Origin of the sequence: Vibrio sp. Y29_XK_CS5 (assembly GCF_024181835.1) — a bacterium.
Classification (GTDB): domain Bacteria; phylum Pseudomonadota; class Gammaproteobacteria; order Enterobacterales; family Vibrionaceae; genus Vibrio; species Vibrio harveyi.
The window spans coordinates 1,413,074-1,437,113 of the sequence record NZ_JAMZAM010000001.1 but is presented as its reverse complement, the minus strand read 5'-3'; the positions used below and the strand labels follow the sequence as shown (position 1 = coordinate 1,437,113).

Here is a 24,040-nt window from a genome sequence, read left to right as displayed (position 1 = left end):
ATAAATATAATTTCATAAAGCAGTAGTGCCTAATATATTTAGCTAAAGCTATAAAAATAAAATTAGATAATTTCTGGAATAAAATCTAATACTTGCTGCTGGAATTATATCAATCTGAAAGATGGATTTTGATATGAGAGGTGTTCAATGAACAGTACACTTTTTCTTACCGGCTTCGGTGCGTATGTCTTATTTTTAATTTGGTTGGGATGGTTTGTCTCTCGCAATCAAAAATCAGGTGAAGACTTTCTACTCGGTGGTCGAGGCTTACCTCTGTTCCTCGTATTAGGTACCACGGTAGCAACTATGGTTGGCACGGGCTCTAGTATGGGCGCGGTTGGCTTTGGTTACTCAAACGGTTGGGCTGGTGCGCTTTACGGCATTGGCGGCGCAATTGGTATCTTGTTATTAGCACTGTGGTTCGCGCCAGTTCGTAAACTCAACTTTATGACCATGAGTGAAGAACTCGCATACTACGTAGGTGCAAACCGCATCGTAAAGAACGTAGTTGGTCTGCTTATCTTTATCGCTTCTATTGGCTGGTTGGGCGCACACATCCTTGGTGGTGGCATGTACCTAGCGTGGATTGCCGATATTGAGCTGAGCACTGCGAAGATGATCATCGCAGCAGCGTTTACCATTTACGTTGTTATTGGCGGCTACACTGCGGTGGTTTGGACGGACACCATTCAAGCTATCATCTTATTCGTTGGCTTCATCCTGATGGCGGTACTGTCAGTGCAGCACATTGGCGGCTTGGATAACTTGTACTCTGCCATGGACCCAGAAGCGGTGAGCTTCCTTGCGATTGATAAGCTTGGTTTAATCCCTGCGGTTTCTCTTGCTGTTGTGATTGGTGTAGGTGTACTTGCAACGCCTTCATTCCGCCAACGTATCTACTCAGGTAAAGACGTATCAACCATCCGCCGTTCGTTCGTGGCTTCTGGTGTGCTGTACTTGTTCTTCTCCATTATCCCAGCAGTCATTGGTATGGCGGCGCATGCGATTGACCCTGAACTGAACAACGCAAACTTTGCTTTCCCATACATCGCGGCAACAGTATTGCCAGTAGGTGTTGGTCTTATCGTTCTTATTGCAGGTCTATCGGCAACCATGTCGAGTGCAAGTTCCGATGCGATTGCGGGCGTGTCTATCTTACTGCGTGATGTGTACGTTATGTTCACCGGTCGCGTGCCAAACAAAGAATCCATGTTGAATTACTCTCGCTTGGCTTTGGTTGTAGTGATCGGTTGTGCATTGCTGTTCGCGCTAACGTCTAACGACATCATTAGCTACATCACTAAGATGATCTCGACAGTTATGTCTGGCATGTTCGTGTGCGGTATGTTGGGTCGCTTCTGGAAGCGTTACAACTGGCAAGGTGCATTGGCAACATTGGCAGGTGCGTCTATTGCTTCATTTGCAGTAATGCTTAGCCCAGACCTGACTGCTTTCTGGGGCAACCCAGTGATTCCATCTTGCTTGTTTGCCCTAACCGCTGGTGTGGCAGTAAGCCTAGTGACTCCAGCTAACCAAGTGTCACCAGAAATGGCACGAGCAATCCTTGATGATGAGCGCGCGCTGATGGAAATGGAACTGTCTGACAAAGGCGTTCTGGAAGAAGACGCTTCTCTACAAAACCGCGCAACGGCGGCAAATCAAAACGCTTAACAGCAGAGAGTTTCCGGCTCGAACAGAAACTCGCTCATAAGCTCCTGACAAACTGGTGGCTCCCCCGAGCCACCATTTTAAATTTATCCAAAGTAGGTGAACGATGACCGATTCATCCCAGACTAAAATTGCTTTCTTTGGCGAATGCATGATTGAACTGAGCGGCGACCCAATTCGCAAAGGCTTTGGTGGCGACACGCTCAATACCGCACTTTACCTCTCTCGACTAACGGCTCAGCAGCCTGTCCAAGTGTCCTACGCGACCGGTCTTGGGGAAGACGTACTTTCTCAAGAGCTTCTGGAAAACTGGCAACAAGAGGGCATTGCGACTGATCTTGTTGAAATATTCCCTGCTCAGCTTCCGGGTTTGTACATAGTACAGACCGATCAAGAAGGCGAACGCAGCTTTCTTTATTGGCGTGACAGCGCAGCCGTTAAAAGTTACTTCTCTACCTCTTCGCTCAACAAATTAGAAGCCGCGATTGCGAACCGAGAGCTGCATTATCTCTATCTGAGTGGCATCAGCATTGCGATTCTAAATGACGATAGCAAAGTAAGGCTTAAAAAGGCGTTAAGTCAGTTCTCACAAGCTGGAGGCAAGGTTATCTTCGATAATAACTTCCGTCCTCAACTTTGGTCTGCACAAGAGGCAAAGCATTGGTACAGCCAAATTCTGCCTTTAGTCGACATTGCGCTTATCACTGAAGACGATGATGTCTTGGTATGGGGTGAAGAGGAAAGTGCCGAGCAGCGCTGCCTTCGCTTTGGTTGCCAAGAAATCGTGATTAAACGTGGCTGTGAGCCTTGCAAATTGGTTTGGTCGCATGGTGATGACAAGCAAACCGCTTACGTAGCCGCCGAGAAGGTCATCAAAGTGATCGACACTTGTGCCGCCGGCGATTCATTTGCTGCTGGTTACCTTGCAGGTCGATTGACCGGGCAAAGCTGTGAGCAGTCTGCCCAACTCGGTCACGCACTAGCAGCAACCGTTATTCAATATCCTGGTGCGATCATTCCAAACGACGCCATGACTCATCTAATTCGATAATTTCCGAGAACGTATTATGTCCCAAGCAATGATTCAGCAACTTCAGCAATTCAAAGTTATTCCTGTTATTCAAATCAATAAGGTTGAGCACGCGATTCCACTGGCGAAAGTTTTAGTAGAAAACGGTCTGCCAGTTGCGGAAGTGACGTTTCGAACAGAAGCCGCTGCCGATGCGATTAAAGCCATGCGCGATGCTTATCCGCAAATGTGCATCGGTGCTGGCACGGTACTGACGCCAGAGCAGATTACCCAAGCAAAAGATGCGGGTGCAGAGTTTATTGTCGCGCCGGGGTTGAACCCAAATACCGTGCGTCGCTGCCAAGAAATCAACATGCCAATCGTACCCGGCGTCAATAACCCAAGTCAGGTTGAGCAAGCACTAGAGCTGGGTTTGAACTTCCTCAAATTCTTCCCGGCGGAAGCCAGCGGTGGTATCGCGATGGTGAAGTCACTACTCGCACCTTATGTTGATGTGAGTCTGATGCCGACAGGCGGTATCGGTAAAAGCAACGTCAATGATTACCTAGCCATCGACCGTGTGGTTTGCTGCGGTGGTACTTGGATGGTTGCGCCGAGCTTAATTGAAAACGAACAATGGGACGAAATTGGCAAGCTGGTTCGTGAAGCAGTAGAGCTGGTTGCGTAACTCAAACAGAGCTCTTTTACCCAAGTCACCAGACCCCATTAAATAGCGTGACTTGGGTTGAATAATTATAGGGTCTGTTGAACTTCCGAGCTGATTTTTGCAGCGAATTGTTGGATATTTATACAAGGCAGAGACTTTGCTATGTAGCTAGCCTACATGAGAAGTCGATAACGCAGTAGAAATGACCAACAAACGCTGCCCAGAGGGTTCGGCTAGGCGCCCCCGCAAAATCGTTTTATGCTTTGTTAAGGAGTATTTGCTTAGAATGACTAGGCTACACACTCCTTGTCGCGCCTAAAACGATTTTGACTAGGCGTCCCCATCCGAACAAAATTTAACCGCGAAAGATCAACAGACCCTAGTAACGACAGGATGGCGCGGATGAACAAAGGTACATTAGCACTACTCATTTCAGGCTTAATCACAATTCCAACGGCAGCGATGGCTATGACTCCCAACACAGATCTTAACCTAATGCCTTACCCACAAAATGTAGAGTTGGGGCAGGGTAAAATCACACTGGATAAATCCTTCAGCATTTACATCAAAGGCTACGATTCCCCGCGCGTGCAGTTCAACGCTAAGCGCACCATGGACCGTCTATATCGTCAAACTGGCTTACCAATGTTGAACTGGCATGCTGAGTCGGAAAAAGACGCGACTCTGGTGATTGATATTCGTCATGCGCCCAAGTCAGAGGTGCAAGACATTAACAGTGATGAATCGTATCAACTTGAATCGCGTAATGGTCAGATCATCATTCGCTCCGAACGCCCTTACGGCGCTTTCCATGGTTTGGAAACCTTCTTGCAGTTGGTGACTACGGACGCGACTGGCTACTTTGTGCCTGCGGTGTCGATTCAAGATGAGCCGCGTTTTCCTTGGCGTGGCGTTTCTTACGACACTTCTCGTCACTTCATTGAACTTGATGTGATCCTTCGCCAACTCGATGCGATGGCATCAGCAAAAATGAACGTCTTCCATTGGCATATTTGGGATGACCAAGCGATTCGTATCCAGCTCGATAATTACCAAAAGCTGTGGCAAGACACAGCAGATGGTGATTACTACACCAAAGATGAAATTCGCTATGTGGTGAATTACGCGCGTAACCTTGGCATTCGAGTTATCCCTGAAATCTCTTTGCCGGGACATGCTTCGGCAGTAGCGCACGCTTACCCTGAATTAATGTCTGGTATGGGTGAGCAATCTTATCCGCATCAACGTGGCTGGGGTGTGTTTGAGCCGTTAATGGACCCGACCAATCCCGAACTCTATAAGATGTTGGCGAGTGTGTTTGACGAAGTGGTTGAGCTCTTCCCAGATGAGTACTTCCATATCGGTGGTGATGAACCAAACTACCAACAGTGGAAAGATAACCCGAAGATTCAGCAATTCATCAAAGACAACAAACTGGATGGTGAGCGTGGTCTTCAATCGTATCTGAACACCAAGGTTGAACAGATGCTGGAACAGCGCGGTAAGAAGATGACTGGCTGGGATGAAATCTGGCACAAAGACCTTCCAACCTCGATTGTGATCCAAAGCTGGCAAGGGCACGACAGTATCGGTCGAGCTGCAAAAGAGGGCTACCAAGGTATTCTTTCAACAGGCTATTACCTAGATCAGCCGCAGCCAACCAGTTACCACTATCGCAATGACCCAATGCCGAAAGGAATCACGGTAGATGACCAACTTCATCAAGGTGAGAAATTCGCGACTTATGACTGGGTGAAACCACGCAACAAAGGCGGTCCGCGCACCGGCAATCTAACCATTATTGAAGCAACAGACGGCAGCTATCGTGCGTTTACCGATTACAACGGTAAGTCCCGCGAAGAGGTGTTCATCATTGAGTATGTGCCGGGTGTGAAGTTTAAAGGGCACTTCGATAACTTTATGTCTTACACCGAATTCAACTATGACTTCGCGGATGGCAAGTTGAAAGACACTAGTTACCAGTTGATAGGCAATGTTCGTTGGCCTGCGATTGGAGAGTTGGTCGCGAGCAGTGACATGGCAGGGAGTGTCATTCCTGAGCCGAACGGTGGCTATCCGGCTGAGCTGACCGAGAAAGAACAGCAGCTAATCTTAGGTGGAGAAATTACCATTTGGGGTGAGAACCTCGATTCAATGACCATCGAGCAACGTTTATGGCCCAGAAGCTACGCGATTGCTGAGCGCCTATGGTCGAGCCAAGACCTGACCGATGAGCGCAGCATGTACAAGCGCATGAAGGTGATGGATACATGGTCTGAGATTTCGCTTGGTCTGCGCCATCATGCCGATGCCAATATGATGTTGAAACGTCTTGCTAATGGTGCGGACGAAGCACCGCTACAAACGTTAGCGAAGTACATCGAGCCGGCTCAATACTACGCTCGTCACTGGGAGAAGTGGATCTCTACGCCAAACGAGGGTGATTTGTACAACCAGTATGAGCGACTAAACCGCTTTGCGGATGCATTGCCAGTAGAAAGCCTAGCAGTGTACGAGATGAAAGATTTGGTCGCAGTTTATGCTCAAGGTGATAAAACCGCGTTGGATGCGTTAGCGATGCATTATCAAAGCGTTAAGTTAGCGGCGCAGCTAGCCAAACCTATTTTCGCAGCCAACGTGGCGTCAGTAGAAACGGTGCCAGTTGCAGAGTCTGCCATCAAAGTTGCCGACTTAAGTTTAACCTTGATTGAGCTCGCCAAGCAGGGCCGTGGTATTAGTCAATCTGACGCTAAAGCGTATCAACAAATCATCAATGAAAATGCGATTATCTTTGATGAAACCATTGTCGCTATTGTCGTACCAACTGAGCGGTTGCTTCACACTTTAACCGATTGATAACTAAAAGGGATTGCCGTCTGGTAACGCAGGCGGCATCTTATCGTTTAAGCACTCTTATATCTCCCAAAGGTTTTCTCATGACAGTAAATGGTCACTTACATTTTTATGTAGGCACCTATACCGATTCACCAAGCCAAAGTCAGGGCATCGCGTGTGTTTCTCTCGATATTGCTACTGGCGCATTAACGCTCACCAATGAACTTGTTCCTGAAGCGGTGAAAACGGTTCGTAACCCTTCTTACCTTGCGCTCAAAGGAGAGGGGTTATATACCTTTAATGAAGTAGAACGCTTGGAAGGTGCAGAACTGATTTTTGCTGAAAAAACAGACAGCTATGCATTACCAATTGAAGGCGACTATCCTTGCCATATTGATATCAAAGCCTCGCTGCTTGCTGTGGCAAACTACGGTTCCGGTAATGTAAGTGTTTACCAACTTTATGAACAAGGTAAGCCTCTGAAATCCATCGCAGAATTATATGTGGGAGGCAGTGGTCCCAATGCTGATCGTCAAGCCTCGCCTCATGCGCATCAAGCAACGTTTCTCAACCACTCCGAGCAACTTGCTGTGGTCGATTTAGGCACAGACAGTGTTCATTTCTATGACTATAAAAAAGATGGTGAGACAGTTAAGTTTTCACTTTCTCAAAGCATCGCGATGCCTCCTGGTTCTGGCCCTCGTCATTTGGTCTTCGATAGTGATGAGTCTGTCGCGTACGTTGTTTGCGAACTGTCCGAAACGCTGGTGGTACTCCGTAAGCAAAGCGGGCAGTGGAATCTTACTCAACAAGTGAAGCTGCTAGCCGATGAAGAGAACAAAGAAGCGGCGTCGGCAATTCGTCTCTCTGCGGATGAGCGTTTTGTCTATATTTCATGCCGTGCGCAAAATCTGATCAGCACATTTGATATAACGAATAATACTCCGGTTCAAATTGCCGCGTCCGATTGCGGCGGCGCGTTTCCAAGAGATTTTGTTTTATCCCGTGACGGGCAGTGGATGCTCGTTGCCAATCAACATTCACATAATGTCGCTAGCTTCCATAGGAATCCGGAAACTGGCGTTATCACTCCAACCGGATACTCATGCGACATCGGTGCGCCTGTGTGTTTGGTTGAGAAGCCGTAATTAAGAGAAATAACATGACAATTCATCGTATTAATCCATGCAAACGTTGGTCTGATGTAACGGTGTTCAACGGTATTGCCAACTTTGTTGAGGTGGCAGAAGCAGATACAACTGCGGATATGAAAGGGCAAGTACAACAGATTTTCGACCAAGCTGAGCAAATGCTAGCAAGTGTTGACAGCGATAAGTCGCGCATTCTATCTGTGACGATTTACGTGACAGATTTTACTAACTTCGATGCCCTTAACGAAGTGTGGGATGCGTGGTTCCCTGAGGGCTGCGCACCGAGCCGTGCTTGCGTCAAAGTTGAATTGGCGAATCCTGAACTCTTAGTCGAAATGGCGTTTGTTGCAGCTGCGGGTGAGAAGTACCAGTAACGGCACATCGTTAGCTTTTATCGAGATAATATACCCAAGTGACTTCAAGATGCAGGATTCAGAGCGTTGTCATTGATTCGAGAGTAAGGAAAACAACGCAGTGTAATAGCGAGCTCTTTCCAAGTTGTTTGACGCAGCCATTTGTTTGACTAAAAAAGCGAGTCAATGACACGCTCCCAAAGGGCACTCTTTGCAAATAGTAAGGGCCTTGGCTTGTATACTTTGTTGCCGATTGTTGATTTAGAATGACTAGATCTTTAAATCGCCGCCGCGTCTACAAACCAAGTCATTCTCGCTGAACCCAGCATCTCGAGGTTACTTGGGGATAAAGTGCCACTCGTATTGAACGGAGTGGCATTTTTGTTTCTGCTCTAATCGAGTGATTTCTTAAAGCGCAAAGAGGCGACGACTAAGCCCACCACGGTAAAACCAAGCAACCATATTGTGTCTCGCCATAACTCCATTAGATCGGCACCACGAAGCACCACACCACGAATGATGCGCATAAAGTGGGTCGCGGGCAGAGCCTCTGATATCCATTGAGCTGCGATTGGCATCCCTTCATAAGGGAACATAAAACCAGACAGAAGGATAGACGGGAGGAGAATAAATACCGTCATCTGCATGGCTTGAAGTTGTGTTGTGGCGATGGTGGATATCACCAAACCGAGCGTTAAACTGGCGGCTATAAACAACAAGGTGCCAAATAATATCTGGCTAATGGCTCCATTTATCGGCACGCCAAAGATCCAATGCCCCAAGCCAAGAATAATAAATACCTGAATTAAACCGACAAAGATGTACGGAATAATTTTCGCGACCATGAGCTCAATAGAGTGAATTGGTGTGGTGATGAGTAATTCCAAGTTGCCTCGTTCTCTTTCTCTCACAATGGCAGCACTGGTAAACAAGATCATCGTCATTGTAAGTATGACCCCAAGTAAACCGGGTACGATGTTCACTGCTGAGCGCCGGCTCGGGTTGTAATACAACGCGACTTCAAAAGTTTTGGTGGGAGCAGGGCGGATCTCAAAGTCGAAATCAGTCAATGGCATGGTCTGCAGCGAGAGAATGGCTGAACTGATCATGGTATCAGAGCCGTCTACAATCCACTGTCCCAGCTCTCGACCTTGCACCATACGCTGAGTTAAATCGCTTGGCAGAATGAGTGCCGCGCGCACGAGACCGTCTTGTATCGCTTGTTCCGCCTCTGAAGCGGTGGCAAAGGTTTCGACCACATCGACAACTTGAGTCACTTTTACCGATTCAGTAATAACGCGACCTGCGGTGCTACCGCTTTGGTCAACAACGCCGACGGGAATATTGCGAATATCGGTATTGATGGCGAATCCAAATAACAATAATTGGATCAGAGGAATCATGACCACCATGCCAAAGGTGATTCGGTCACGAGAAAGCTGTCGAATCTCTTTGATCATCACCGCCTTCATTCGAGCAATGGACTTCATCATTGGCGACCCTCCCCCGTTACACTAACGAATACATCTTCTAAGCTAGGACGCGCGATGTTCATCTCGCAGCCTTCAAGCTCTGGGAAGGTTTGTATTAACCAATTAATCGGTTGTTCGATATGTTGATGAATTAGGATGCGTAAGCGGATACCTAACTGGGCAGCAGAACGGACTTCTTCACGTTTTATGACTTTCTCTTTCAGTTCACGCAAGTTATCCGCTTTGACCTCGACAATATTCACACCCATTTGCGCCATGAGTTGCTCCGGCTCACCATCAGCACGGATTTCTCCAGCCTCCATAATAGCAAGTCGATGGCAGCGTTCTGCCTCGTCCATATAGTGAGTGGTGACCAAAATTGTGGTGCCTTGATCGGAGAGATCAAACAATTGCTCCCAGAAGTCACGACGGTTCTCCGGGTCTACGGCGGAGGTTGGCTCATCGAGAAACAACAATTCAGGTTTGTGCATGGTCGCTGCCGCAAGAGAAAGTCGCTGCTTTTGTCCGCCACTCATGCCACCAACGCGTTGCTTACGTAATTGATCAAGTCCATATGTCGCTAATTGCTCTTCGATGCGAGCTTTAAGTGCTTTAGTATCCATGCCAAAGATCTGCCCAATAAACTCGAGGTTTTCTTGAACGGAAAGATCATCGTAGAGGGAGAATTTTTGCGTCATGTAACCAATTTTGAGTCGCAATAGCTCAGATTGTCTTGGGATCTCTAACCCTAAAACATCAACATTGCCTTCACTTGGGCTGAGTAGACCCGTTAACACACGAATGGTGGTAGATTTACCGCAACCATTTGGACCCAGAAAGCCATAAATACTGCCTTTGGGCACATTGAGCGTGATGTTATTGATGGCAGTAAAGTCACCGAACTTCTTTACCAAATTCTCTGCTTGAATTGCGTATTCAGTCATCGTTTACTCCGCTAAATCCACTTGTGCAGGAATGCCTGAAGGTAGAGATTCAGCAGAGTCTTGTAAATCGACTTCTGCAAGGTACATCCAGCGCGAACGCTCTTCCTCTGTTAGGGCGAAGTAGGGGGTAAATGATGGCTCAGTAGCAACCCAGCGCACGGTTCCTTCTAAAGGTTTTTCGACGCCATCCACATGGACTTGTACGGCTTTACCGGGAATAAAGTTAACTCGATAAGTCGCAGGGACATAAACACGTGCATAAGGGACACGGCTTGCTTGAATCACGGCAACGATGCCATTGACTGGAACGCGCTCGCCTAAGTTAAAAGGTAGATTGTCGAGCAAACCATCACGGGTAGCGGTAATGGTTAGCTCTGCTAGTTTTTGCTGTTGAAGAGCCACATCTGCTTTTGCTGCCATCAGTTCGGCTTTGGCTTGTTCAATGTCTTCAGGGCGTGAGCCTGCGGTAAGTTTGCTGAACTCTTCTTGTGACGAGTCTAACTCGGCACGCGCAGAATCTCTTGCTGCCAATGCGGTGTCTTTTTCCGATTGGCTGATGAGTCTCTTACGTACCAATTCTGCTTTACGTTGGTAGTTCTTTTGAGCTTCGGTTAATTGCGCTTCTGCTCTTGCAACTCTTGCTTGGGCTGCTGCAATATCTTCAGGACGTTCGCCATTGGTCAGCTTTAATAGGTAAGCATCTGCTTTAGCTTGCTCAGCTACGGCGCGGGCTAATATCGCTTCTTGGTTCTTAGTATCGAGTTGAACTAGCACCTCACCTTCAGTTACTTGGCTGCCTTCTTTAATGGGTAGAGCACGAATGATTTCGCTTGAGGTGGCTGTAAAGGTGACGCGGTCACGTTCTAGTGTGCCAAGAGCTTGCTGACCATCGTCTTTTGAGCAAGCGGTCAAAAGGGTGATAACAAAGGTGCCAAGAATGATTCGCTTCATCATGCGATGCTTCCTCAAGAAGTTGAGCCTGATCGTAGGTCAGGTTGCAGAAGAATGTGGGACTGTATTCAGTGTAACGTGGACAAGTTTTAGTCGGCTAGGGCGATAATTCCCTCAATATTCATCAATTGATTAATTATTATGCCCAAGTGACTTCAAGATGCAGGATTCAGAGCGTTGTCATTGATTCGAGAGTAAGGAAAACAATGCAGTGTAATAGCTAGCTCTTTCCAAGTTGTTTGACGCAGCCATTTGTTTGACTAAAAAAGCGAGTCAAAGACACGCTCCCAAAGGGCACTCTTTACAAATATAAGGGCCTTGGCTTGTATACTTTGTTGCCGATTCTTGATTTAGAATGACTAGATCTTTAAATCGCCGCCGCGTCTACAAACCAAGTCATTCTCGCCGAACCTAGCATCTCGAGGTTACTTGGGTATAGAAATAGTTTTTACACTTTATACGCCACAAAGAATAATCATAGCGGGCTACCCTGATACTAATGGGTTTCGGTGGGATAAATTGGAGAATCGAGACGGCGATCGGGTTTTCTCTGAAGCGATAAAAGAAACAGAGCCCAATGAATGAACATTGGGCTTTGGATATGCGAGTAAAGGTAGGCTAGAAGCCTTTAATGATTGGTTAAGCCGTTTTAAATTGACTTACAATTTCTTGTAGACCAACAGCCAGCTCACTTAAGTCACGACAAGCAACTGCGGTTTGGCGAGAGCCCGTTGCCACTTCACTAGAGAACTGATTGATGTGTTCTACGTTACGATGCAATTCTTCAGTGACTGAGCTCTGCTCGCTACATGCGCTTGCAATTTGAATGCTTTTCTCTGCAATGTTGTCCACGCTTTGCTCGATTTGCCCAATGGTTGCACCTGCGTTTTGTGCTTGTTCAACACACACTTGAATCAAATCATTGCTGTTGTTTGTCGCAGACACTGCGGTTTTAGAGCAGTTTTGTAGCTTGCTAATGATGGAGACGATCTCTTCTGTGGATGATTGCGTGCGACTTGCTAGTGTACGTACCTCGTCTGCAACAACCGCGAAGCCTCGACCTTGTTCGCCAGCGCGTGCTGCCTCGATCGCTGCATTGAGAGCCAGAAGGTTGGTCTGCTCAGCAATATCTTGAATCACGTCGACGACAACGCTGATGTTTGATGCGTCTTGCTCAAGCTCGCTGACCATGGTGCCAACAGATTGGATCGCAACAGATGCTTCATTGATTTGCGAGATACACTCTTGAACGACTTCTAAACCTTGTTTCGCATCGTTCGACGCACCATTCGCGGTTTCAGATGCGGCTTCGGTATTGTTGGCGACATCGTTAACTGTTGCTTGCATCTCGTTCATTGCGGTTGCAATCAGATTAAGCTGTTGTTGCTGCTCGTCCATACCAGATGAAGTTTGTTCCGAAATCGCGCTCACTTCTTCTGTTGCTGTACTTACTTGTGCGGTAGTTGAAGAAATGCTGTCAACCAGACTTAAAAGTTTCGCCTGCATATCGATACATGCATCGGCAAGGATACCAAGTTCATCATTACCAATCTTATTGCGTGGCAGTTGGTAAGTAAGATCACCAGAGGCAATCTTAGACGCCATTTCAACAACATAGTTAAGTGGCGAGCAAATTTGCTTGGTAAGGAATAGCCCTAGAGAAAAACCCAAAGCTAACAAGGCTACAATAGCAATGATGCCATAAGTAATCGCATCGGTTACCACGATATGCGTGCTGTCGATGTCTTCTTTAATGAAGGTTTGGTTTAGCTCAACAAGAGCGATGATAGCGTTTTGTAGCTCTTGGAAAGCAGGGAAGCCATCAAGCAGCATTGCGTTGGCTTCATCAACTTGCTTGGTTAGAAGCAGTGCGGAGTATTTTTCATTGAAGCTACGGTATTTTTCCCATGCATCGTTGACACGGTTGAAGGCATCACGGTCACGTTGATCCCATAACGACTGACCATACTTTTTAATATAGTTGTCAACTTTACTTTCTGATTCATCTAGACCTTTCAACCATGTTTTAAACTCAGCATGGTTTACATTCGTCAATAAAGAAAATTCATCTTTTCTTAAAATGCCGACTTCGATTTCAATGTTTTTAACTAACAAAATACTCGGAACTGTGGTGTCAGAAAATTCCGACATCTTTCCGTCGATTAATTTAATTTGAGAGTTAAAGAAGAAAGAGAGTGCAATTACGGCGGCGGAGATAATTAATATCAACGCACTAATTTTACTTTTAATACTTAAGTTAGAAAGCTTCATAGACTCACTGCAAATTTGGGGGGCTTGAAAAGTCCGGAGTCTAAGGGGGAGAATAGATATATTGTGTGATGAATGTCGCAAAAAATTTTATCGCAACCTGAATTAAGTTGGAAACTTAATGTTCATCTTTCGTTTGAAAATAAGTTAATAATTAATCGATATTGATGAGGGTGATTATTAATTAAATGATAAATTATTCTAATTCCCAATATGTATTATTGTTGATAACTAAACGGCAATTCAGAATTTACCTATTGTTCATTTTAGTTATTTGTGTATCCAAAACATTATTGAATGATTAAAACAGATTAGACTCGGAAATTTGAGTGTTATTTAGGCAAAATAAAAGCCCAATATTGAACATTGGGCTTTGTTAGGCATGAGTCGTTTGGTTAATCGATAGAGGTTATGCCGCAGCGTGAACTTGTGGGAAATCCAACGTAGGGTGTTTGGTCACAATGGAGTGATAGCCGTAAACCTGTTCTATGCGTTCCGGTGTTAATGCGTTCCATGGCGTATCGTCACAGACAAGTTTACCGTCGTGCAGTAGTACAAGGCGATCTGCATACTGGGATGCCAAATTAAGATCGTGTAATACGACTACAACCGCTGCGTTGTGCTCTTTTGCCGCTTGACGAGCGATTTTTAATGTATTGTGTTGATGAGCTAAATCCAATGCAGAGGTAGGTTCGTCCAGCATTAAGATCTTCTTATCACCGGATAGATGAAGTTGTGTTAATACGCGAGCCAAATGTAAACGTTGTTTCTCACCACCAGAGAGAGCAGGGTAGAGGTTATCAGCCAAATGCAAAACATCGGTTTGCTTCATGTATTGCAGAGCAAGCTCCGTGGTCTCTTTATTAGAAATGGACAGAGGAATCGCACCTAGTTCGACCACTTCTCTCGCTAAGAACGGGAAGGTCAGCGTGCTGTGCTGCGGCAACATCGCCACGTGTTTGGCGCTCTCCGAAGGCTCCCAGTCGTTTTTTTGTTTACCAAAGAACTGGATATCATTCTGAGACGGAATCTCGCCACACAATAACTTCAGCAGCGTACTCTTACCCGCGCCGTTAGGGCCTAATAATGCGGTGACCTCGCCTGCACGAATATCAATACTGATGTCGTCTAGTACCACTCGGCTCCCATATCTCATGGAGATGTTTCTGCCAGACAGAACGATGTCATTCATTACAGAATCTTCCCTTTTTGTTGGAACAGTAAGTAGATAAAGAATGGCGCGCCAATCAATGCGGTTACAATGCCTACAGGCAACTCTGCGGGTGCAACAACGACTCGTGCAAACATATCAGCAGCGGTAAGAAGTAGTGCGCCCATAAGCGCTGAAATAGGCAGCAGCGTGCGATGGTCTGGACCGGCAAGCATACGACCTAAATGCGGAATCACCAGACCGATAAATCCAATTGCACCACAGATACTCACCGTAATACCCACACCAACTGCAGACAACAGGATAAGTTGGCGTTTGAGCTTCTGTACTGGCACACCTAGGTGTTTGGCTTCTGATTCTCCCAAAAGCAACGCATTTAATGACATGGCTTTTCTCTGGAACCAGAACATCAAGATGATGAGAGTCACCGCAGCTAAACCAATCCCTGACCAGTTTGCCCCAGCCAGCGATCCCATCGACCAAAGAGTTAAGTCTCGCAGCATTTGATCATCGGCGATGAAGTTCATAAAACCAATCGCAGCGCCCGAGAGTGCGCTGATTGCAACCCCCGCAAGCAACATGATGGTGACTGACGTACCAAACTTATTCGTACCTAACCAGTAAACTAATACCGTGGTAATTGCACCGCCGAGGAAGGCGAAAAATGGCAGGGCAGCTAAGTTCATTAGTGTCGGGTAGTTTTGACTGAAATCGGCAAATACGACGATTGCAAATGCGCCACCAAGCGCTGCACCTGCGGAAACACCGATGATGCCTGGCTCGGCTAGAGGATTTCGGAATAACCCCTGCATCACAACACCACAGATAGCGAGGATCGCACCAATAAACATACAAAGAATGGTGCGTGGAAGGCGGATTTCGTTGATGACTAACTGAATATGAGGAGCAAGGTCTGAACCTGCTCCTGTTAAGCTTCTCAGACTGTCTGAGAAGCTAATATTCATTGGACCTACTGTAATAGACGCTACTGCGATAAAAGCTAAAATGCCAGATAACGCGAGTAGGGCAGTAGATAAAGGAATTCGTCTTAACAGCATTGAATCTCTCTACGGGTAAAGCAGCTCGTTTAGGCGCTTCGCCTCTGAAAGGCTCTTAAGTCCTAAACCACCAACAAGCGCATGACCGTCAATTGTCACGATGTTTTTGTTCATACCTGCTGGAGTCGCGGCAAGGAGAGGCATTGCTTTCAGAATGGCATCTGCACCGCCCATTGTTTGATAGCTACGCCCACTCACAAGAATCACGTCTGGTTGCATCTCGACCATAGCTTCTGTTGATAGTGGCTTGTATGAAGAGAGTTTGCTTGCTGCTGGGTTTTCTCCACCTGCAAGTTGAATGATTGCATCTGGTGTTGTTTCTGACCCCGCTACGTTTGCTGGGCGACCTTCGTGAATCAGTAGGAAAAGTACTTTCTTTTTGTCAGCTTTTGCTGGTTGGTTGCCTTCCAGTGCTTTCACTTGTGCTTCAACTTCAGTTTTTAGCGCTGTCGCTTGAGCTTCGCGATGCATGATGGTCGCAATTTGGTCGATACGATCAACCAAACCTTCCACGTTTGCTTCTGTATTGACGACTTCAACATCAACACCTGCTGATTTCAATTGGTCTAGTGTGGTGTTTGGTCCCATTTCATCTGATCCAATCAATTTAGTCGGGCTTAATCCCAGTAGACCTTCAGCAGAAAGACGACGGTGGTAACCAACTTTTGGTAACTCCATACCTTCCGGTAGTTGGCTTGTTACGTCGACAGCAACAAGGCTATCTTTTGCATCAAGAGCAAGTAACAGTTCAGTGACAGCGCTGCCGGCACTGACCACGCGTTCATTTGATGGAGCTTCGTTGGCAAATAGGCTCGCACTAGCAAGCATAGTAATGGCTGCAGTCAATGCGGTACGAACGGGCGAAAGTGTTTTATTCATTAGTGTGTTCTCAATCTTGTGTTCTTCTATTGCGACTCTTCAGTGAGCAGTTGAGTCGCTTGAATTCCGTTTTCTTGTAAAAAGCCAAGAAGCTTAACCAGTGACTGAATGTCTGCGGTTTTTTCCGCACCAATCACAATAGGTTTGTCGGTTGATTTGCTCTCTTCTAACAGAGCCATCGTAAAGTTTTCCCAATCGATGTACGCCTTACCGTTGATCGCCCAGTGTGGCTCTTCTTTAAGGATGTTCACCGTGATTGATTGTTTGTCCACCTCAGCCACAGCTTGGGAATCGGTGCTTGGTAGGTTCACATCTAGGGAATCTAACTTCACTGCTGCAGTGAGCATCAAAAACACCATTACGATGAAAATGATGTCGAGCAGTGGCGTTAAGTCTGGTGTTAAGCCATGACTGTTGTTGTCTTGTGGTGCCTTAATCATGAACTTCTCGCTTCAACATGATTTGCAACAGTCGCGACTTCTTTGCTGTTTTCCGGAGATACATGCTGTAGAGAAATGCCTTCGAGCCACAGATTTACATAGTTCAGTGTGTGTTCAAGCTTAGCGATAACACGATCTGCCCAAAGACCAATCAGTTGCGCGCCAGAAATAGCGGGTAACGCAATGATCAAACCAGCTGCAGTCGTACGCATCGCAAGACCTAAGCCATCTGCCAAGTCGTTTGGCGTAATGTTACCGGTAGAAGAAGCAATACCTTTAAACATATCGATAAGACCAAGAACTGTACCTAATAGACCAATCAGGGGGCTGATCACGCCAATCAAGGTCAACAGACGCAGACCTGAGTGCAACTGATGACGTTTTTCTTGAAGCCAAATACCAGCCGCATCTTCACGCAGTGATTTAGAAAAAGAGTGATGCGCAAGCAGCATTGCAACACCACGATATAAAAGAGGTCGTTTACCCGAAAACTCATCCGCTAGTGCTTCGATGTCTTTGTTGTTGGTTGGGTCAAGCTTGGTCAGCTTTTGGCGAATCGCGCGTTTACCGACTCCTAGGCTAATGAATACTTGAAAGAGTCTTTCCGCAATGATCATGACTGTAAGTGCAGAGCAAATAACTAAAGGCCAAGTCATAAGACCAAATTGGGTTTGTAAATGTTGTAGCTGTTCCATTATCCATCCAACTTAAAACGAACTGGGATTTGAACTCGGTGAGCAACTTTGTGCCCGCCAGAAATATGAGGTGAAAACTGCCATTGTTTAATGGCACGTAGAGCAGAAAGATCGAGCATTTCTGCACCAGATGATTCGATAAGTACTTGTTTAATTTGGTTGCCGTTTTCGTCAAGCCAAATTTCATACAGCGCAACCCCTTCAATACCACGCTTTTGCGCTGAACGTGGGTAACGAGGTTGTACTGGTTGAGAAACAAACGTCGGTTGGTCAATCATTACAGGCTGTGATGTCGCCCCTTTCGATTGATCAGTAGGAGCCGCTTGTTGTGGTTGAGGTTCTTTTGCGATTTTCTCTTCCACTTTTTCTTTTGGTTGCGGATCTTTCTTTGCAACGGGTTTTGGTGGTTGAGGTTTTTTAACCGGTTCAGGTTTCTTTTGGACTGGTTTTTTCTTCACCGCTTCTTTTTTTACGATCGGCTTTTCTACCGTCTTTTTAATCGGCTCAGGCTTTGGTTTTGGCTTCGGAGGCTCAGGTTGTTTCTTTGGCTCCGGGTGCTTCTCTTCCACCACTTCTTGTGGCGTAGGAGCCGCTTGTACCGGTTTTGGCGCTGAGACTAAATTCAAGCTTACCGAGCTGGTGGGATTGCCTGCTGGCATTGCAAACACTTTTGTCTCTTGGGAGACAAAAAGAAGCGCTGCGTGCACCACTAAAGAGGCGCCACCGGCAATGGCATATCTTTTTACGTTCACGGGTAAATCTCGGTAGTAGGAATCATTATCAAGTGGGAAGATTATTGCTCGAAAAGGAAATAAGATCAATTATCAATTGCATTATCATTACGTGCAAATTATGATCTTTACAGTTTTTTTGAAATGAGCCTCAATCCTTTGTGTGGTGGGCTTTAAGTGAGTAAATATGAGCGTCGACATTTATAAATTTGACGAATCAATTCTCGGGAGTGACAGCCCCGATCCGCTGCGTTTTGCGTTTGTGAAAAAACACTCTGCGCACGCGGGTGGTAGCAGTATGCCTGTGCCACCGCCACAACAAGGTGAAATCCTGTCACGGATCACTTCTGAAACAACGCAAAAGAACAATAAGCGTTGCTTGTACATTCATGTGCCATTTTGTCGTGTGCGCTGCACTTTTTGTAACTTCTTCCAAAATGCTGCGAGCCGTAAGCTTGTTGATGAGTACTTTGAAGCGCTGATGAAAGAGCTGAAAGAGAAAGCAGCACTGCCATGGACACAAAGTGGCATTTTTCATGCGGTTTATATCGGTGGGGGCACGCCTACAGATTTATCTGCAGATCAGGTTCGTATTCTTGGTCAGGCAATTCATGACTATTTCCCTTTAGCCGCCGATTGTGAAATTACCCTAGAAGGGCGTATTAACCGATTCTCGGACGAGCTGTATCAGGGAGCGCTAGACGGAGGTTTCAACCGTTTTTCATTTGGTGTGCAAAGCTTCAATACCAAAGTACGTCGTAGTGCTAAGCGTTTAGATGATCGTGAAGATGTCTTGAACCGCGTTGCTGAGCTCGCTAAAGAAGACAAAATTCCCGTCATTATAGATCTGCTATATGGCTTGCCTTATCAGACAAAGGAAGTGCTCGAACAAGATTTGCACGACTTTATGTCTACTGGCGCGCACGGTTTGGACCTATATCAACTGGTTGTTGGTGGGACAGCCCCAATGTTGAACCTAGTTGAGAAGGGTAAGATGCCACCACCGGCAACCACGCCTGAAAAAGCTGGTATGTACGAGCTCGGTGCGAAATTCATGTCGAAACACCATATGAAGCAGCTCAGTGTAAACCATTGGGCGATCGATAACCGTGAACGCAGCTTATACAACAGCTTAGCGAAAACGTATGCAGAAGTGCTTCCGGTTGGTTGTGGTGCCGGCGGTAACATCGGTGGTTACGGCATGATGCAACATCGCACGCTAGACACTTATGTCAAAGCCGTCAATGAAGGGCAAAGCACCATCGCGATGATGATGAAACAGAGCCCGCTAGAGCCACTCTTTGCTGCGCTAAAGTCAGGTTTCGACCGTGGCATTGTTCAAGGGAACAAACTGCCAAACTTCATGGGTGAAGACACCTTTAACTTCCTAATGCCGTTGTTCAAAGTATGGCACGACAAGGGCTTGGTCGAGCTTCAAGAGCGTAGCTTAGTGCTAACCCTTGCAGGGAGCTTCTGGGCTGTTTCTCTCGCACAGGCATGTATTCAGGTACTAACGTCGGAAATGAACGAAAACGTACCAAAAGTATCTAACATCTAAAAGAAATGGAAAAACCAATGGAATCAATTAAGCAACAGGTTGAAAGCCTACTAGAACAAGAACCGCAACTGTTACCTGCGGCGATGGCAGAGCGCCTTGGCGTATCGGAATTTGATGTGGTTGCAGCACTACCTCAAGAAATGGTAGCGGTGGCTCCGGGTGAGCAAGCTCAAAGCATTTTAGAAGGTCTTGTAGGCTTTGGTCCTGTAACGACGATTGTTCATTCTTTCGGCTCAATCTTTGAAGTGAAAGCACCGTTCCCGAAAGGCAAAGTGGCACGTGGTTACTACAACTTAATGGGCAAAGAAGGGGAGCTTCACGGTCACCTTAAACTGGATAACGTGAAAAACATCGCGTTAGTAAGTAAGCCGTTTATGGGGCGTGAAAGCCACTACTTTGGTTTCTTCTCTGAGTGCGGTAGCAACATCTTTAAGATCTACCTCGGTCGTAATGAAAAGCGCGAACTGATTGAAGAGCAAGTAATGGCATTCCGTACAATGCAAGCTGAGTTCAATCAGTAGTTCCAACATAGAATTAACAATGTTAAATGCATACGACGCTTGCTCCATCCGCCAACAGGTGGGGTGGCGTCGTTTATCAAAGAATAACCGAGTTTAAATTCGGAAACACAAAACAAGTAAAGTTAGGTATCAAAATGGATCAGCAAGTTAAACAAGAGCGTTTACAAGGTCGTCTAGGACCAGAAATTAAGGAATTTCGTCAGGAGCGCCGTACGATTCAACTAGCAACAGTTGATGCGGAAGGTCGTCCAAACGTAAGTTACGCCCCATACGTACAAAACCAGGAAGGTTACTTCGTTCTTATTTCTCAGATTGCTCGTCACGCGCGCAATCTGCTTGAGAATCCAAACGTATCTTTGATGATGATTGAAGATGAGGATTCATCTAAGCAGTTGTTTGCTCGCAAGCGTCTAACGTTTGATGCGGTTGCGACAGTTGTAGAACGTGACTCTGAAATGTGGCAGCAAGTTGTTGGTCAAATGAAAGATCGTTTTGGTGAAATCATCGACGGTCTAAGCCAACTAGAAGACTTTGTTCTATTTAACCTAAAAGCAGAGCAAGGTCTATTCGTAAAAGGTTTTGGTCAGGCTTACCAAGTGTCTGGTGATGATTTGGTTGATTTTGTTCACCTTCAAGAAGGTCACAAGAGAGTCGAAAAAGCGTAAGCTGGCTTTCTAACTTAATGATCGTCTAAACGGGTGTGAATGCCCAAAGGGAGTTAGGTTATAATAACTCCCTTTTTATTAGACCAAAAGTACAGAGAAAGAGCATGAGACCAGTAAGTAAGGAACTTGGCGAGATTTGTTACCCATTCATTTATGAAGACAGTCCGGTCTGCGATTTTGAAATTACGGCAGACGAGTTGTGCAGTCGAATTGGGCTTGTGCTATCGATGGAGTTAGATGATTTTAGTCGCGACGTCCTAACTCGCATGCAGCCAAACGTGTACCATGTGAACGGCTCTATCCGCGGCAAGCTCGCAATCACAGAAGCGGAAGTTGATGAGTTAAAAGCTGACTACGACGCAATCAAAGCGCGCATTGACGGTGGTTTTAAGGGGTTTGTACTTCCCGGTGGTCACCCAACTTCCAGCCAATTACATTTGTGTCGCTGCCAAGCCAAGAAGGTCGTTCGCGCATTGGTTGCGGTAGAGCATTCAGGTAAGAAGCAACCCGCCCCAATTTTGTTCCGCTATTCAAACCTGCTAGCTAACGTGCTTTATAGCTTGGCTTCCTATATCAATCACATTTATCAAGTGGAAGAAACGGAGTTTGTGTCTCGCAGCTACACGATGCCAAGTAAATAACGAGACAAACTAAAGTCGTTATGATGCCATCGCTTTTGCTTCTAGCTCTTTTGCGCCGCGCAGCATAGCTTCAATCAATTCTCCTGCATTGAACTTCTCTAGTGCTTCATGAGCACCAACTTGGTGAGCTCGGTCAACACAAATCTCGCTAGAGAGAGAGGTGTGAAGAATACGGTAAGAGTTGTTCAGTGCGGAATCGTTTTGAACTTCAAATGCAAGTTCATAACCGTCCAATCCTGGCATTTCGATATCACTTACTAGAAGATCAATAGGGCGGTTTTCTTCTGCTTCTCGCTTCATTAAATCGAGTGCATCAGAGCCATTTTTGCAAATTTGATAAGGGATATTGATGCGATCCAACGCGTCACTTAACTGTTTGCGTGCAATCGAAGAGTCGTCAACTAAAAGGATACTCAAGGCTTTCAGGCGTTCACGCTCAATGTCTGTCAACATAGGAATCTTAGTGTTTTCATATTGAGGGTAGATCTTCGAAAGCAGAAGCTCGACATCTAACATTTGGACGATTTTCTCTTCATAGCGAGTAATGCCAGTAACAAAGATGTTGTGACCTGCACTTTCTGGTGGCGTTTCAATTGCTTTCCAGTCACATTCTATGATTTTCTCGATACTTCGTACCATGAACGCAACCACCGTGCGCAAGCAATCTGTCACGATCAGATAGCAGTTTTTGTATTCCTCTTCTTGAATCGGACGGAATCCAATCGCTGCTGCCATATCAATCACTGGTACCGTTAAGTCACGAATCGTGACGGTCCCAATCACGTGGTGATGAGAATATGGAATCTTGGTCGTTGGCATGTAAGGAACAATTTCACGGACTTTAAGTGTGCCAATTGCGAAGTTCTGTTGCAGGGTGAGTTTAAACACCAACATGCCCTGAGATTGGTTCGCTTTACTTGCGACTTTTGCCATGAAAATAACCTTATCAATATCACTGATTTATGTAACTAATCTAATCTTATAAGGCGACAGCTTCAACCGTAGAACGTGGAAAAATGAGCTTTTTAGGAAATAGAACAAATAAAGAGAGAAATAACGTTCAATAATGGGTAACTTTTCATCAACTTGTCTGCGAGTTTCGATCATTAATGGATGAAGATAGAGCCTGAATTTGAGAAATCATTGCGATATTGAAGCGTTTCGGTAAACTTGCGCCACCCGAACAGTGAGAGACAAACACATGGCAAATACAGCAGCCGCTTTACACATTCTGGTAAAGCACAAAGAACAAGCTGAAGACATCATTAAGCAACTTAAGAAAGGTGCTAAATTCCAGACGTTGGCAAAGAAATACTCAACTTGTCCATCTGGTAAACGTGGTGGCGACCTAGGTGAGTTTCGCCGTGGTCAAATGGTGCCACAGTTCGACAAAGTTTGCTTTTCAGGTGAGGTTCTAACTCCGCACCTAGTAAAAACTAAATTCGGCTGGCACGTTGTGAAGGTTCTTTACCGTACTTAGTTAATAGTTTCTGCCTAGAGATGCTTGGTCGTAGGCAAAAATTATTCCCTTCTGCGAACTATTAATCTACAATTCCTTCGCCTAAAACGATAAAGAGCGGTTGGTTATTCCGCTCCTTGCCCCGCAAGAATTCACCTTTAGATTCCTTGGCACTACTTTTAATCATGGAGTAGTGCATCTGTTGTGCTACTCCCAATGGAGTGCATTATGCCATTTACAATCGAACCAATTACACACAAACACATCGACTCTGTAGCTAAAGTTATTTTCGACTCGTTTGCTAGCAATCAAGTTGACAGCGAACATGTCAACGAAGAGTTTCTAGATTACTTGACATATATGAGTGTGACCAACGTGGAAAGCAATCTAGGTTATGTCGCAGTTGATAGCAACAATGAAATTATTGCTGGCGTATTGTGTTGTGACCTCAAAGAAGCATTATCTTTTGACAATGCTGATGATGATTCAATGATGGCTATTCTCAAAGAGCTCAATTCAAAATACTTTGAGACGCTTACTGTTCCTGAGCGTTCTTATTTACAAGTTAAGTTTATCGGTGTTCGCAATGATCACAGTGGTCAAGGTATTGCCTCTGCGTTGATTAACGCAGCTCTTAATAATGGTCGGGCACTTGGTTTCCGTTTTGTGCAAGCTGAATCTGCGGGTTCTCGTTCACAATATGTGTTTGAGAGAATGGGGTTCAGTGCAAAAGCAAGTGTGAAATATGACGAATTTCTTTTTAATGGTACGAAGCCGTTTCATGCTACAGAAGAACACCAATCAATAAAACTTATGATCAAAAAGTTGTAAGAACAACAGCGGAGCAAATAACAGACTTTGAGCGCTTTAAAAAGTACAGCGTAATGAGCATGCTGTTTAGATG

Annotated in this window: 23 protein-coding genes; 12 read left to right on the top strand and 11 right to left on the bottom strand. The window is 45.8% G+C overall.

Annotated features, from left to right (window positions below):
• Window positions 1-147: 147 nt before the first annotated feature.
• From NL647_RS06465 to NL647_RS06440, 6 genes are all read left to right on the top strand, one after another.
• On the top strand, window positions 148-1,671 hold the full coding sequence (locus tag NL647_RS06465) for a sodium:solute symporter family protein (protein ID WP_186175539.1): 1,524 nt from the start codon (window positions 148-150) through the stop codon (window positions 1,669-1,671).
• A 103-nt stretch (window positions 1,672-1,774) separates the two neighbouring features.
• Entirely contained in the window at window positions 1,775-2,719 is a 945-nt protein-coding gene (locus tag NL647_RS06460; protein WP_253649842.1) for a sugar kinase, read from the top strand.
• Between the two features lie 16 nt (window positions 2,720-2,735).
• A complete protein-coding gene (locus NL647_RS06455; protein ID WP_009706204.1) occupies window positions 2,736-3,365 on the top strand; it encodes a bifunctional 4-hydroxy-2-oxoglutarate aldolase/2-dehydro-3-deoxy-phosphogluconate aldolase in 630 nt (209 codons plus the stop codon).
• Between the two features lie 381 nt (window positions 3,366-3,746).
• Complete coding sequence (locus NL647_RS06450; RefSeq protein WP_253649841.1) at window positions 3,747-6,200, top strand: beta-N-acetylhexosaminidase; 2,454 nt, start codon at window positions 3,747-3,749, stop codon at window positions 6,198-6,200.
• Window positions 6,201-6,280: 80 nt separating this feature from the next.
• Window positions 6,281-7,327 carry a lactonase family protein gene (locus tag NL647_RS06445; RefSeq protein WP_172581068.1) on the top strand — a complete coding sequence of 349 codons (1,047 nt, stop codon included), beginning with the start codon at window positions 6,281-6,283 and terminating at the stop codon, window positions 7,325-7,327.
• A 14-nt stretch (window positions 7,328-7,341) separates the two neighbouring features.
• Window positions 7,342-7,704 carry a RidA family protein gene (locus NL647_RS06440; RefSeq protein ID WP_253649840.1) on the top strand — a complete coding sequence of 121 codons (363 nt, stop codon included), beginning with the start codon at window positions 7,342-7,344 and terminating at the stop codon, window positions 7,702-7,704.
• A 371-nt stretch (window positions 7,705-8,075) separates the two neighbouring features.
• Here the strand turns inward: NL647_RS06440 and NL647_RS06435 are convergent, their stop codons facing one another.
• The 10 genes from NL647_RS06435 to NL647_RS06390 form a co-directional block, all read right to left on the bottom strand.
• Window positions 8,076-9,173: an ABC transporter permease gene (locus NL647_RS06435; protein ID WP_033001387.1), complete on the bottom strand. Its 1,098-nt coding sequence runs from the start codon at window positions 9,171-9,173 to the stop codon at window positions 8,076-8,078.
• Window positions 9,173-10,099, bottom strand: a complete 927-nt coding sequence (locus tag NL647_RS06430; protein ID WP_187993202.1) for an ABC transporter ATP-binding protein — start codon at window positions 10,097-10,099, stop codon at window positions 9,173-9,175. The genes NL647_RS06435 and NL647_RS06430 overlap by 1 nt, the downstream gene beginning before the upstream one ends.
• 3 nt (window positions 10,100-10,102) lie before the next feature.
• Window positions 10,103-11,050, bottom strand: a complete 948-nt coding sequence (locus NL647_RS06425; RefSeq protein WP_253650110.1) for an HlyD family secretion protein — start codon at window positions 11,048-11,050, stop codon at window positions 10,103-10,105.
• 639 nt (window positions 11,051-11,689) lie between these two features.
• Complete coding sequence (locus tag NL647_RS06420; protein ID WP_005452538.1) at window positions 11,690-13,321, bottom strand: methyl-accepting chemotaxis protein; 1,632 nt, start codon at window positions 13,319-13,321, stop codon at window positions 11,690-11,692.
• Window positions 13,322-13,727: 406 nt separating this feature from the next.
• A complete protein-coding gene (locus NL647_RS06415; protein WP_009696422.1) occupies window positions 13,728-14,510 on the bottom strand; it encodes a heme ABC transporter ATP-binding protein in 783 nt (260 codons plus the stop codon).
• On the bottom strand, window positions 14,510-15,547 hold the full coding sequence (locus NL647_RS06410; protein ID WP_172581067.1) for an iron ABC transporter permease: 1,038 nt from the start codon (window positions 15,545-15,547) through the stop codon (window positions 14,510-14,512). Before NL647_RS06410 ends, NL647_RS06415 begins: the two co-directional genes overlap by 1 nt.
• A 9-nt stretch (window positions 15,548-15,556) precedes the next feature.
• The gene (locus NL647_RS06405; RefSeq protein WP_005452534.1) at window positions 15,557-16,426 is read right to left on the bottom strand and encodes a hemin ABC transporter substrate-binding protein; all 870 of its coding nucleotides are present in this window, start codon (window positions 16,424-16,426) and stop codon (window positions 15,557-15,559) included.
• A 26-nt stretch (window positions 16,427-16,452) separates the two neighbouring features.
• The gene (locus NL647_RS06400; RefSeq protein ID WP_005452533.1) at window positions 16,453-16,866 is read right to left on the bottom strand and encodes a biopolymer transporter ExbD; all 414 of its coding nucleotides are present in this window, start codon (window positions 16,864-16,866) and stop codon (window positions 16,453-16,455) included.
• Entirely contained in the window at window positions 16,863-17,561 is a 699-nt protein-coding gene (locus NL647_RS06395) for a MotA/TolQ/ExbB proton channel family protein (protein ID WP_005452532.1), read from the bottom strand. The genes NL647_RS06400 and NL647_RS06395 overlap by 4 nt, the downstream gene beginning before the upstream one ends.
• Window positions 17,561-18,313, bottom strand: a complete 753-nt coding sequence (locus NL647_RS06390; RefSeq protein WP_049537875.1) for an energy transducer TonB — start codon at window positions 18,311-18,313, stop codon at window positions 17,561-17,563. The genes NL647_RS06395 and NL647_RS06390 overlap by 1 nt, the downstream gene beginning before the upstream one ends.
• Before the next feature lie 166 nt (window positions 18,314-18,479).
• On the opposite strand from NL647_RS06390, the gene hutW reads away from it, so the two are divergent.
• The 4 genes from hutW to NL647_RS06370 all read left to right on the top strand — a co-directional run bounded on the left by hutW (window position 18,480) and on the right by NL647_RS06370 (window position 21,677).
• Complete coding sequence (gene hutW / locus NL647_RS06385) at window positions 18,480-19,850, top strand: heme anaerobic degradation radical SAM methyltransferase ChuW/HutW (RefSeq protein ID WP_009701463.1); 1,371 nt, start codon at window positions 18,480-18,482, stop codon at window positions 19,848-19,850.
• Between the two features lie 17 nt (window positions 19,851-19,867).
• On the top strand, window positions 19,868-20,371 hold the full coding sequence (gene hutX, locus NL647_RS06380; RefSeq protein ID WP_172581065.1) for a heme utilization cystosolic carrier protein HutX: 504 nt from the start codon (window positions 19,868-19,870) through the stop codon (window positions 20,369-20,371).
• A gap of 134 nt (window positions 20,372-20,505) precedes the next feature.
• Complete coding sequence (hutZ, locus tag NL647_RS06375; protein ID WP_005452526.1) at window positions 20,506-21,036, top strand: heme utilization protein HutZ; 531 nt, start codon at window positions 20,506-20,508, stop codon at window positions 21,034-21,036.
• A gap of 104 nt (window positions 21,037-21,140) precedes the next feature.
• Window positions 21,141-21,677 carry an ATP:cob(I)alamin adenosyltransferase gene (locus NL647_RS06370; protein ID WP_005452525.1) on the top strand — a complete coding sequence of 179 codons (537 nt, stop codon included), beginning with the start codon at window positions 21,141-21,143 and terminating at the stop codon, window positions 21,675-21,677.
• An 18-nt stretch (window positions 21,678-21,695) separates the two neighbouring features.
• Here NL647_RS06370 and NL647_RS06365 read toward each other — a convergent pair whose 3' ends face one another.
• Window positions 21,696-22,610 carry a chemotaxis protein gene (locus tag NL647_RS06365; protein WP_005452523.1) on the bottom strand — a complete coding sequence of 305 codons (915 nt, stop codon included), beginning with the start codon at window positions 22,608-22,610 and terminating at the stop codon, window positions 21,696-21,698.
• A 253-nt stretch (window positions 22,611-22,863) separates the two neighbouring features.
• Between NL647_RS06365 and ppiC the strand changes: the two genes are divergently transcribed.
• Together ppiC and NL647_RS06355 are read left to right on the top strand one after the other, a co-directional pair.
• Window positions 22,864-23,157 carry a peptidylprolyl isomerase PpiC gene (ppiC, locus tag NL647_RS06360; protein WP_079722410.1) on the top strand — a complete coding sequence of 98 codons (294 nt, stop codon included), beginning with the start codon at window positions 22,864-22,866 and terminating at the stop codon, window positions 23,155-23,157.
• 207 nt (window positions 23,158-23,364) lie between these two features.
• Window positions 23,365-23,967: a GNAT family N-acetyltransferase gene (locus NL647_RS06355; protein ID WP_009696417.1), complete on the top strand. Its 603-nt coding sequence runs from the start codon at window positions 23,365-23,367 to the stop codon at window positions 23,965-23,967.
• The last annotated feature ends 73 nt before the right edge of the window (window positions 23,968-24,040 follow it).